Origin of the sequence: Sphingomonas elodea ATCC 31461, assembly GCF_000226955.1 — a bacterium.
In the GTDB taxonomy this organism is placed as follows: Bacteria; Pseudomonadota; Alphaproteobacteria; order Sphingomonadales; family Sphingomonadaceae; genus Sphingomonas; species Sphingomonas elodea.
The window spans coordinates 21,324-32,012 of sequence record NZ_AGFU01000047.1; the positions used below are offsets into that span (position 1 = coordinate 21,324).

A 10,689-nucleotide genomic window follows, 5' to 3' on the forward strand; every position below is an offset into this window, starting at 1 on the left:
TGATCCCGGTGCGGCAAGGCCCGGAACCGGTGAGAATCATTCGCAATTGTGAAGCACGGCTGAATGCTCCCCAGTGATGTTACCCAAGCGTATGGATTCGGATGGAATGCTGCGTGCCATCGATGGTCGCAGGCACGAATTTTGCGCCCGGACTGCCCCCAGGTACAGGGAGTGCCTGCGCGTGAAGGATCGTCGCCAGGCGCCGGGCAGGGAAACCGCGCGCCCCCTGCCCCTCCTCGCGGGCGATGATCAGCAGCCGGGCATCGTCGGCCAGGGCACCGGGCTCTTCTATCGCATAGACCGAAACCGGCGAACCGCGGTGATCGGTAAGGCCGCACAGCCCGGCATGATCCTCGACTCGCGAGGAGAGGCCGAGGAACGGCACGACCTCGCGGATCGCTTCCAGCGGCGTGGCGAGCAGGCGCTGGCCGGTATCGAAGATGAGGAAGGCGTCGGCGGCGTCAGCCGTCTCGCGGGCCAGCGAGTGCGACCGGTCGCCCGCGGCGATGCGATGCAGGCCGGACACGGAGTCCCGAGCAGAACGTCCCCCCGGCGCAGCACGACGATCGTACCGCCCTTCCCCGTCGCTTCGGCGAAACCGAGCAGGACGCTCACATCGACCACCGGGATCACGTCACCCCGCACGCCGATCGAGCCGACCAACGCCGGATGGCTGCCGAAACAGGGCCCGAGGGAGACCGGGCAGGGCACGACCTCGCGCACCCAGTCCACCGGTATCGCCAGTTCGGTGCCGCAGAGCCGCAACAGACCCAGGTCGACATGGTGGCGCTCGCCTGCCGACGGCGGTGGGAGGGCGGTGGGCGCGGTCATCGTCAGATCGCGCTGTGGGCAGAGGCCGCCAGTTCGTCGATCATCGCTACCACTTGGCGCGAGGTCTCACGCTGGGCGCCGACCGACTGGGCAATCCCCGAAATGGCGTCGGTGGTCTTCTCGACACAACCGGCGATCGCCTCGAACGCAGCCCGCGCCGAACGCGAGCGATCCGTGCCCTGCGATACCCGCCCGCTCGCCAAAGGAGGTTAACGGGCGGCGTTACGTAACGATATGGAGCGTCTCAGCGCAGCGCGTTCGCCACCAGCTTGTGGAGCTTGGAATGCAGCCCGTCATTGGCGGCGAGGAACTGGTTGCGCTGCATCGCCATGTCCTGGCCGCGATAGTCGGTGACGAAGCCACCGGCCTCCTTCACCAGCAGCATGCCGGCGGCCACGTCCCAGGGCTTCAGGTCCGATTCCCAATAACCGTCGAACCGGCCCGCCGCGACCCAGGCAAGATCGAGCGCCGCAGAGCCCAGCCGGCGGATGCCCGCCACTTCGGGGGCCACCGCACCGAAGATGCGGCTCCACTCGGCGAAATTGCCATGACCCATGAACGGAATGCCCGTCGCGATCAGCGACTCCGAGAGGTCGCGGCGCGAGGAAACGCGCAGCCGCTGGTCCTGCAGCCAGGCCCCGCGGCCCTTCTCGGCCCAGAAGCTTTCGTCGGTCAGCGGCTGGTAGACCAGGCCGTGGGTGATCTCGGGCTTGCCCTGCGCGCCATTGGGATCCTCGACGGCGATCACGATCGCGAAGTGGGGAATGCCGTGGAGGAAGTTGGTGGTGCCGTCGAGCGGATCGACGATGAAGCGCGGCTTGTCCGGATCGCCCGGCAGTTCGCCGCCCTCTTCGGCGAGGATGCGCCAGTCGGGCCGCGCCTTGCGCAGTTCCTCGATCAGCGTCTGCTCGGCGCGCTTGTCGGCCATGCTCACGAAATCGGCCGGGCCCTTGCGGCTGACCTGCAGGTGCTGGACCTCGTTGAAGTCGCGACGCAGCCGCGGCGCGGCCTTGCGAGCGGCACGGTCCATGACGGTGAGAAGGCCGGAATGCGCTACCATATCAATCTCTCTCCCTGCCGCTGTTGCGGGGGACTAAGGAAGGCCTGACCCGAAAACGGGAAAAGGGGACGCAGGCCTGCCGTCCCCTTCCCTTCGAGATGTTCGGCCGAAGCCGGCAGATCAGTCCGCGCGGCGGACGTAGGTCTGCTCGTACACGTCGACGACGATGCGCGTGCCCGACGCGATGTGCGGCGGCACCATGATGCGCACGCCGTTGTCGAGCACGGCCGGCTTGTACGAGGACGAGGCCGTCTGGCCCTTCACCACCGCATCGGCCTCGACGATCGTCGCTTCGATCGTGTCGGGCAGCTGCACGCTGATCGGCTCTTCGTCATAGAGCTCCATCAGCACGTCCATGCCGTCCTGCAGGAAGGCCGCGGCCTCGCCGAGCAGGTCGCGCGGCAGCGTCGTCTGATCGTAGGTTTCCTTGTCCATGAACACGAGCATGTCGCCTTCCGGATACAGGAACTGGAAATCCTTGGTGTCGAGGCGCACGCGCTCCACGGTCTCGGCCGAGCGGAAGCGGACATTGTTCTTGCGGCCGTCGCGCAGGTTCTTGAGTTCGACCTGCATATAGGCACCGCCCTTGCCGGGCTGGGTGTGCTGGATCTTGACGGCGCGCCAGATGCCGCCCTCATATTCGATGATGTTGCCGGGACGGATGTCCACGCCGCTGATCTTCATGGATCGTGCCTGTATGTGAGAAAGAGCTGAGCGGCGCCCTTTAGCTCCGCCCGGGCTTTCCCGCAAGCAGGGGATAGGGATCGATATTGGTTCCCTGCCACCAGCCCTCGCCGGGGGCCATGCGCTTCACCTCGAAATGCAGGTGCGGCGCCCCCCCCCGCGGCGCTGCCGCTGTCGCCGACGGTGGCGATCGGCTGGCCTTGGTGGACCGCTGTGCCTTCGGGCACCCGGATCGTGCCGAGATGGGCGTAATGATGCACCGTCCCGCCATCGGACGTGCGGACATAGAGGGTGTGGCCGCCCAGATCGCTCTCGAACTGCTTCTCGACCGTACCCGAAGCCGCGGCGAGGACGGGCGTGCCTTTGGGCGCCAGGATGTCGATGGCGTGGTGCTCGCGGTCTCCATCGCCGCGCGGTTCGCCCCAATTGTCGCGCAGGGCCGTCGCGGGGATGCCCTGCACCGGGATCACCAGACCGGACGCACCCGGCGCTCGCGCCGGCCTGGGCTCCTCGACCCGCGGCGGCTGCACCGGCCCGACCAGCCGCACCCGCGAGACGATCAGGGCAAGCAGCGCCACCATCACCAGCGCCGCGATCACACCTCCGCGCCGCATCGGTCTAGTCCCGGAAGATCGCCGGCGTACCCGGCTTGACCATCAGCGCGACACGCGCGGCATCCCAGTTGGTCAGGCGGATGCAGCCATGGCTTTCGCTGCGCCCGATCGTCTGTGGCTCGGGCGTGCCGTGGATGCCGTAATGCTCCTTGGAGAGGTCGATCCACACCACGCCCACCGGCCCGTTCGGTCCTGGTGGCAGCATCGCGGGATCATCGCCCTTCTTGGCATCCCAGAACAGGTCCGGATTATAGTGGAACTTAGGATTGGTATCCACACCGTTGATTTTCCATCTTCCGATCGGCAGCGGATCATGCTCGCTGCCCATCGTTGCGCTGAACTGCGCGACCAGGCGATTGCCCGCGCCATAGACTTTCAGCACGCCCTCGGACTTGTCGACCAGGAGGTGATCGGCCTGGGGCTGGCGGGGATCGATGTTCAGCATGGACAGGGTCTGGCGCCAGTCGGCCTTCCAGTCGGCAGGATAGGCACGCGAGCCCGGCACGGCGTTCGGCAGCCGCAGCATCGTGCCCGTCGTGATCGTGGCGACGCCCGGATTCAGCGCACCGATAACTTCAGGCGTGGTGTGAAATATCTCCGCCAACTTCTCCATTGGATTGCGATATCCTATGGACTTCAGCTTGCCCTGCGCAGACAGATCCTTGGGGATCGGATCGACGAACGGCCCCTGCATTGTCTGCGGCCCCACCGCCAGGTTCCGCACCGGCCGCAGCGCGCGATACTGATGCAGCACCGACAGCGTCGCCGGGTCGATCACGCCCGTCACCTTCAGCCCGCGCGCCTCCTGCAGCCCGCGCACCGCGGCGGTGAGCGACTGGCCGGGGCGGCCGTCCAGGATACCGGGGCCGAAGCCGAGATGGTCGAGGATCACCTGCGCATGGAGGATGTTGAGGTCGACCGGCGGCCTGGGCGGCGGCGACTGGGCGAAGGCGGGCGTGGCGACCAGTCCGAGCATCATCCCGAGCACCTTGCGCACACAGCCTCTCCACATGGTTGGAGGGACGGAACGAGCGCCCCCCGCCGGCGGTTGCGTGCCGGTCAAACCCGGATGGACAAGCGCGCGGCAACATGCCCTACTCGCCCGCGATGCGGGGGATCCTTACAGATGCGGAACAGGTGCTCGGCTCGCCGACGCGCAACCTCGTCTCGATCCTGGTCTTCGTGCTGGTGGTCGCCGTGCTGGCGACGATCGGCTACATGGCCGCCGGCTGGAGCTTCGCCGACGCCAGCTACATGGTGGTGCTGACCCTCTACACCGTCGGCTATGGCGAGGTCCGCCCGGTCGACACGCCCTATCTCCACGCACTGACCATGGGGACGATGGTGCTGGGCTGCACCGGCATGATCCTCCTCACCAGCGCGCTCGTCCAGCTTTTCACCGTCCTGCAATTGCGCAGTATTTTCGGAGGCTCCCGCATGCAGAACCGGATCGACCAGCTATCCGACCATGTCGTGATCTGCGGCTATGGCCGGATCGGCGTGATGCTCGCCCGCGACCTCGCCCGCGCCGCCGTCCCCGTTGTGGTGATCGAGCGGGGTCCCGAAAAGCGCGCCGAGGCGGAGGCCGCCGGCCACTGCACCCTCGCCGGCGACGCGACGGAGGAGGAGGTGCTGATCGCCGCCGGCATCCAGCGCGCCCGGGCGCTTGCCACCGTATTGCCGGACGATGCAGCCAACGTGTTCATCACGCTCAGCGCGCGCAACCTCGCCACCGGCCTGGAGATCATCGCCCGCGGCGAGGCGCCGACCACCGAACGCAAGCTGATCCATGCCGGCGCCGACCGCGTCGTCTTCCCCACCCATATCGGGGCCGAGGCGATGGCCCGGATGATCCTCTATCCACACAGCCAGCAGGTGCACGGCGACGCCCAGCTCGGCAAGCTGCGGCGCGAGCTGGAGGCGCTGGGGCTGGATGTCGAGCTGATCGAGGTCGCGCATCGTTCGGCGATGGACGGACTAAGCGTGGAGGCGGCGGAGCGCCGGGCGGAAGGCAGCGTGTTCATCGTCCAGATCGACCGGGCCGATGGCCGCTCCATCCCCCGCCCGGCGCGCGACGAGCGGCTGGAGCCCGGCGACAAGGCATTGGTGGTGATGCGCGACGTCGGCGCCGCGGCACGGGCGCTGTTCACGTCGCGGGCGGAAATCCGTGCTGGACGGAACAAGTTTTGAGGGGACAGCGCGGAATGAACGTAAGCCCCTCCCCTACAGGGGAGAGGTTGGGCTTGCGCCGCCCCTTCAGCCCCCCTTCATCTCCCACCGCCTAAGGCAGAGCGATGGCGACACTCTCCCCCCGCACCCGCCGTCTCGCCTGGAAGCGCTGGGTCGCCGCCTTGCTCGCGCTGCTCGCCGCCACCGCCGTCGCTCTATACTGGAGCGCCGGCTTCCTCGATCGCGATCCCGTCCATCTCTACGGGATGCCGGCGCGTCCGGGCGGGACGCCGGTCGTCGCGATCTTCCTCTCCGGAGACATGGGGATCCGCTACGGCATGGGCTCCTATGTCGTGGAGTCACTCTCCGACGCCGGCGTTCCGGTGTACGCCATCGCCAGCTCGACCAAGTTCGCACGCCGCCGTAGCGCCGCCGAGGTCCAGGCGCTCCTCCCCGACGCGATCCGGGAAAGCCTGCGCCGCTCCGGGGCGCGAAAGGTCGTCGTGATCGGACAGTCCTTCGGCGCCGACATGGCGCGCGTCGGCATGGCGTCGCTCCCCGTCGACCTTCGGGCGAAAGTGGCGGCGCTGGTCCTCGTCGTTCCCGGCGCGACCGCCTATTTCCGCGCTGATCCGCTGGGCCTCGCCTATATCGGCACCCCCGATGCCGATGCGAGTGCCGCCAGGGTGCTCACCTGGCTGCCGGTCACCTGCATCCGCGGCGCCGACGAGACAGACAGCCTGTGCCCCAGCCTGCTCGCCCCGAACGTGCGCCGCATCACGTTGCCGGGCGGGCATTTCCTGCGCATGGATCACGACTTGCTGGTCCGCACCGTGTTCGCGGCGCTGGCGCCTGTCCTCGACACCCATCTCGACGCACCGCCCTCCTGAGCCCGCGCCCCCGGATTGCCGCTCGCCCCCGGCAAGGATAAAGGCCTATCACGGCCGCGCTTCGTGGGGCTGCCGCGGCGTGCGCCCGGCGCGCGGCCGGGGGGATCGGGATGCAGGGCACGGAACCGCAAGCGCCGGAGGAAGAGGCAACCGTATCGCAAGGCCCGCTGCGCCGCTGGCTGGCGGCGCACCGGCGCGTGCTGCTGATCCTGGCGGTGCTGACCGTCGCGCTGCTCGGGTTCGAGACGATGCGCGCGACCCTCGCGGAAGTCCGGCTGCGCGACGTGCGTCATGCGCTGCACCGGATCGACGATGCGCGGCTGGTGCTGGCGCTCGGCCTGACGGTCGCCTCCTATTTCGCCCTCACGCTCTACGACTGGTGTGCGGTGCGGACGATCGGCGCGCGGCTGCCCTGGCGCACCGCCGCGCTCGCCTCGTTCACCAGCTACACGATCAGCCACACGCTGGGGCTGTCGCTGCTGACCGGCGGTAGCGCCCGGCTGCGCGCCTATGGCGCCGCCGGGCTCGACTTCGCCGATGTCGCGCGGATCACGCTGATCGCCAGCGGCACCTTCTGGGGCGGCGTGCTGGCAGTGACGGCGGTTGCGCTGCTCGGGGCCCAGCACCCGCTGGCCCTGTTCGGTGTGACCCTGCCGCTGGCGCTGTTGCGCGGGCTCGGCGCGGTGCTGGTGCTCGCCTTTGTCGCGCTGTTCGTCGCCCGCCTGCGCGGCTGGGCCGCGCTGCGGATCGGCGGCGCCAGCCTGCCGCTGCCGCCCGTGCCGCTGATGGCGGGGCAGATCGGCATCGCCGCCTTCGACCTCGCCTGCGCCTCGGGCGCGCTGTTCGTGCTGGTACCGGGCGCCGATCCTGCGCTAATCGGCAGCTTTTTCCTCGCCTACGCCCTGGCCATCGTGATCGCGCTGGTCACCCATGTGCCCGGCGGCATCGGCGTGTTCGAGGCCGTGATGCTTGCGCTGGTGCCCATCGGCCGCAGCGACCTGTTCGCGGCGCTGCTGCTCTACCGGCTTGTCTATTACCTGCTGCCGCTGCTGGTGGCCGGGACTCTGCTCGTCACCATCGAGGGGCGGCGGCTGCGCCAGCCGATCGCGACCGGGCTCGGCGTGGTGCACCGGATCGGCCAGGCGCTGGTGCCGCCGCTGCTCGCGCTGCTGGTGTTCGCAGGGGGGCTGGTGCTGCTGATCTCAGGCGCCCTGCCGCCCGCGCATGGCCGGATGCACCCGCTCCACGGCATCCTGCCGCTGCCGTTCGTGGAGGGATCGCACTTCGCCGGCAGTCTGGTCGGCACGGCGCTGCTGCTGATCGCCCCGGCCGTGCAGGCGCGCCTCAAGAGCGGCTTTCATGCCGCCCGGCTGCTGCTGCTGGCGGGCGCGATCTTCTCCCTGGCCAAGGGCATCGACTATGAGGAAGCGACGGTGCTGCTCGTCGTCGCGGGCTTGCTCCAATATGCCCGGCCGGGCTTCTATCGCAGCGCCGGCATCGGATCGGCGCCGGTCGCGCGCTGGTGGTGGGCGGCAGCGCTGATCGCGGTGCTGCTGAGCGCCTGGGCGGGCTTCTTCGCCTATAAGCGGGTGCCGTACAGCGATGCGCTGTGGTGGGACTTCGCCTGGCGCGGCAATGCGCCGCGCTTCCTGCGGGCTACGCTGGGGGCGACGATGCTGCTGCTCGGCTGGGCGTTCTGGCGGCTGATGTCGGCCTCGCCGCGCATCCGCGAGCAGCAGGCACTCGATCCCGAGGTCGCCCGCTACGCGCTCGCCGCCTGCGGCCGCGCCGACGCGATGCTGGCCTATACCGGCGACAAGGACTTCCTGGTCTCGACCGCGGGGGATGCCTTCCTGATGTACCGCGTGCAGGGGCGCACCTGGGTGGTGATGGGCGACCCCGTGGGTCCCGACGCAGCCTGGCCGGAACTGATCTGGGAGATCCGCCGCCGGTGCGACGCGGCGCGCGGGCGGCTCTGCCTGTTCCAGGTAAGCGCGGCGATGCTCCCGCTGGTCGTCGAGCTCGGCCTCCAGCCGCTCAAATATGGCGAGGAGGCGGTCGTCGATCTTCGCCAGGGCTATGATCTGAAGGGCGGCGCGTTCAAGTCCCTGCGCTATTCGGTGAAGCGCGCGACCGGCGAAGGCCTGGTCTTCGCGGTGGTGCCCGCGGCAGAGGTACCCGCCCTGCTGCCCGATCTACAGCGCGTTTCCGATGCCTGGCTCGCGGGCAAGACCGGGGCGGAGAAGCGTTTCAGCCTCGGCCGGTTCGATCCCGACTATCTCGCCCGGTTCGACTGTGCAGTGCTGCGGCTGGACGGGCGGGTCGTCGCCTTCGCCAATATCTGGGAGACGCCCAACCGCGAGGAGATGTCGGTCGACCTGATGCGGCATCTGCCGGATACCCCTTACGGCGCGATGGACCTGCTGTTCGTGCGCCTGCTGCAACATGGCGCGGCGCAGGGCTTCCAGCGCTTCAATCTCGGCATGGCGCCGCTCTCGGGACTGAAGCCCGGGCCGCTTGCGCCGATCTGGTCGCGGCTGGGTGCGGCCGTGTATGGCCATGGCGAGCGGATCTATGGCTTTTCGGGGCTGCGATCGTTCAAGCAGAAATTCGGACCCACCTGGGTCCCGCGCTATATCGGCACCACGCCCGGCGTATCGGTTCCCCGCGCGCTGATCGATGCGGCAGTGCTGATCGGCGGATAGGCTCTTGGGATATCGAACCGCCACCCCACATCCCCCGCGAACCCCTGGGAGACACGCATGGACCTCGCATTTCTAGGCCTCGGACAGATGGGTCTCGGCATGGCGGGCGCGCTGCTCGACGCCGGGCACACCCTTACCGTGTGGAACCGCTCGCCCGACAAGGCTGCCGCCCTTACCGAACGCGGCGCCCGCCTCGCCCGCACCCCGCGCGAAGCCGCCGACGGCGCGCAGGCCGTGCTGACCATGGTGGCGGACGATGCCGCGCTGGACGCGATCCTCGAAGGCGAGGACGGCATCCTCGCCGGCATGGCGCCGGGCGCGCTGCATCTCTCGCACAGCACCATCGCCGTCGCGACCGCCGACACGCTCGCCGAACGCCATGCAGCATCGGGGCATCACTTCGTCTCGGCCCCGGTGTTCGGCCGGCCGCCGGTTGCGGCACAGGGCAAGCTGGCTATCGTCGCCGCCGGGTCGCCCGAGGCGATGGAGGTGGCCGCGCCGATCCTAGACGCGCTCGGCCGCATGACCTTCCCGATGGGCGACAAGCCCTCGGCCGCCAATCTGGTGAAACTCGCCGGCAATTTCATGATCATGGCCACGGTCGAGGCCTATGGCGAGGCAATGGCGCTCGGCGAGAAGGGCGGCGTCGCGCGCGACAAGATGCTGGAGGTATTCGCCGGCACGATCTTCGACGGCGCCATTCACAAGGTCTATGGCCCCCCGATCGCCGAGCGCCGCCACCGTCCTGCCGGCTTCGCCGCGCCGCTCGGCCTGAAGGACATGCGCCTGGCGAGCGAGGCAGCCAAGGCGGTAGGCGCGACGCTGCCGCTGCTCGACCTGGTCCGCGCGCATCTGAGCGAGACGGTGGCGATCGAGGGTGCGGATGTCGATGTCACCGCGATGGCGGAGACGATCGCCAAGCTCTGATCGTCCGAAGGGCGGTGCGCTTTGCCGGTGCCTGCCCTTCCCTCCAGCGCGGATCGCGCGTACATTTCCTATATGATCACTCGGCTTTTCCTTGCCCACCCGCGCAGCGTCGGCGAAAGCTATGGCGAGCACGCCGCCACCGCCGCGCGGTTCGGTGTCACCATGATGGTGGGCGGTGCCGCCTGCATCGTCCATGCAGTGCTGCCGTTCCTGTTCGTGCGGACGGCGAGCGATTCGGTGAAGCGGCTCTATGCCCAGATGAAGGCGCGCCAGCCCGCCTTTGCCGAGCAGCAGCCCGCCTTCCGCCAGCCCGAATGGCAGCTCGACTACGAAATCTGACGCCGGCGCCGGGGGAGCCGCAACCATGATCGAACACGTCGCTATCGTCGGCGCGGGCTTTTCGGGCACGCTCCAGGCAATCAACCTGATCCGCCACGAGGGGCCCCGCGCCACGCTGATCGAGCGCGCGCCGGTGGCGGGCACCGGGCTTGCCTATGGCGCCGCTCACCCCTCGCACCTGCTCAACGTCCGCGCCGCGAACATGAGCGCCTTTCCGGACGATCCGGGGCATCTCGTCCGCTGGCTGGAAGCCCGCGGGGTGGAGAACGCCGCCACCAGCTTCGTGCCGCGCCGTGTCTATGGCGAATATCTCCGCGAGATGCTGGAGGAGGCCCTCGCCCGCTATCCCGATCGCCTGCGCCTCCTGCGCGGCGAAGTGGAAGACGTAACTTTCGACGCGGACGGCGCGACGCTCCATCTGGCCGACGGCAGGTTGCAGGCCGATACCGCCGTGCTGGCGGGCGGGGGCC

General features: G+C 68.9%; 12 protein-coding genes and 1 pseudogene. 6 read left to right on the top strand and 7 right to left on the bottom strand.

What is annotated here, in order from left to right; genetic code table 11:
- Positions 1–79 precede the first annotated feature (79 nt).
- The 7 genes and pseudogenes from KK7_RS22615 to KK7_RS0113420 all read right to left on the bottom strand — a co-directional run bounded on the left by KK7_RS22615 (position 80) and on the right by KK7_RS0113420 (position 4,165).
- A complete protein-coding gene (locus tag KK7_RS22615) occupies positions 80–526 on the bottom strand; it encodes a CheW domain-containing protein (protein WP_010545153.1) in 447 nt (148 codons plus the stop codon).
- Positions 527–540: 14 nt separating this feature from the next.
- A pseudogene (locus KK7_RS23755) lies at positions 541–831 on the bottom strand (chemotaxis protein CheW); the annotation flags it as partial.
- A gap of 2 nt (positions 832–833) precedes the next feature.
- Entirely contained in the window at positions 834–1,034 is a 201-nt protein-coding gene (locus KK7_RS0113400) for a hypothetical protein (RefSeq protein WP_010545154.1), read from the bottom strand.
- Between the two features lie 41 nt (positions 1,035–1,075).
- Positions 1,076–1,891, bottom strand: coding sequence for an inositol monophosphatase family protein (locus KK7_RS0113405; protein ID WP_010545155.1), 816 nt, complete (start codon positions 1,889–1,891; stop codon positions 1,076–1,078).
- Positions 1,892–2,011: 120 nt separating this feature from the next.
- Positions 2,012–2,575 carry an elongation factor P gene (gene efp, locus KK7_RS0113410; RefSeq protein ID WP_010545156.1) on the bottom strand — a complete coding sequence of 188 codons (564 nt, stop codon included), beginning with the start codon at positions 2,573–2,575 and terminating at the stop codon, positions 2,012–2,014.
- Positions 2,572–3,189, bottom strand: a complete 618-nt coding sequence (locus tag KK7_RS20680; protein ID WP_237709213.1) for a M23 family metallopeptidase — start codon at positions 3,187–3,189, stop codon at positions 2,572–2,574. Before KK7_RS20680 ends, efp begins: the two co-directional genes overlap by 4 nt.
- Positions 3,190–3,193: 4 nt before the next feature.
- Complete coding sequence (locus KK7_RS0113420; protein WP_202798680.1) at positions 3,194–4,165, bottom strand: L,D-transpeptidase family protein; 972 nt, start codon at positions 4,163–4,165, stop codon at positions 3,194–3,196.
- A gap of 131 nt (positions 4,166–4,296) precedes the next feature.
- On the opposite strand from KK7_RS0113420, the gene KK7_RS0113425 reads away from it, so the two are divergent.
- The 6 genes from KK7_RS0113425 to KK7_RS20685 all read left to right on the top strand — a co-directional run.
- Entirely contained in the window at positions 4,297–5,379 is a 1,083-nt protein-coding gene (locus KK7_RS0113425) for a potassium channel family protein (protein WP_029623275.1), read from the top strand.
- Positions 5,380–5,483: 104 nt separating this feature from the next.
- Positions 5,484–6,248 carry an AcvB/VirJ family lysyl-phosphatidylglycerol hydrolase gene (locus KK7_RS0113430; protein WP_010545160.1) on the top strand — a complete coding sequence of 255 codons (765 nt, stop codon included), beginning with the start codon at positions 5,484–5,486 and terminating at the stop codon, positions 6,246–6,248.
- Between the two features lie 110 nt (positions 6,249–6,358).
- Complete coding sequence (mprF, locus tag KK7_RS0113435) at positions 6,359–8,953, top strand: bifunctional lysylphosphatidylglycerol flippase/synthetase MprF (RefSeq protein WP_010545161.1); 2,595 nt, start codon at positions 6,359–6,361, stop codon at positions 8,951–8,953.
- A gap of 57 nt (positions 8,954–9,010) precedes the next feature.
- The gene (locus tag KK7_RS0113440; protein ID WP_010545162.1) at positions 9,011–9,880 is read left to right on the top strand and encodes an NAD(P)-dependent oxidoreductase; all 870 of its coding nucleotides are present in this window, start codon (positions 9,011–9,013) and stop codon (positions 9,878–9,880) included.
- A gap of 72 nt (positions 9,881–9,952) precedes the next feature.
- The gene (locus KK7_RS0113445; RefSeq protein ID WP_010545163.1) at positions 9,953–10,219 is read left to right on the top strand and encodes a DUF6356 family protein; all 267 of its coding nucleotides are present in this window, start codon (positions 9,953–9,955) and stop codon (positions 10,217–10,219) included.
- Positions 10,220–10,244: 25 nt separating this feature from the next.
- On the top strand, positions 10,245–10,689 hold a 445-nt coding region (locus KK7_RS20685), incomplete at its 3' end, for an FAD/NAD(P)-binding protein (RefSeq protein WP_010545164.1).

Bases quoted from the DNA above. Each gene is read 5' to 3' on its own strand.
- KK7_RS0113420 (WP_202798680.1), bottom strand. From the start codon at position 4,165: ATGCTCGGACTGGTCGCCACGCCCGCCTTCGCCCAGTCGCCGCCGCCC.
- efp (WP_010545156.1), bottom strand. From the start codon at position 2,575: ATGAAGATCAGCGGCGTGGACATCCGTCCCGGCAACATCATCGAATAT.
- KK7_RS0113445 (WP_010545163.1), top strand. From the start codon at position 9,953: ATGATCACTCGGCTTTTCCTTGCCCACCCGCGCAGCGTCGGCGAAAGC.
- KK7_RS20680 (WP_237709213.1), bottom strand. From the start codon at position 3,189: ATGCGGCGCGGAGGTGTGATCGCGGCGCTGGTGATGGTGGCGCTGCTT.
- KK7_RS0113405 (WP_010545155.1), bottom strand. From the start codon at position 1,891: ATGGTAGCGCATTCCGGCCTTCTCACCGTCATGGACCGTGCCGCTCGC.
- mprF (WP_010545161.1), top strand. From the start codon at position 6,359: ATGCAGGGCACGGAACCGCAAGCGCCGGAGGAAGAGGCAACCGTATCG.
- KK7_RS0113425 (WP_029623275.1), top strand. From the start codon at position 4,297: ATGCGGGGGATCCTTACAGATGCGGAACAGGTGCTCGGCTCGCCGACG.
- KK7_RS0113430 (WP_010545160.1), top strand. From the start codon at position 5,484: ATGGCGACACTCTCCCCCCGCACCCGCCGTCTCGCCTGGAAGCGCTGG.
- KK7_RS0113440 (WP_010545162.1), top strand. From the start codon at position 9,011: ATGGACCTCGCATTTCTAGGCCTCGGACAGATGGGTCTCGGCATGGCG.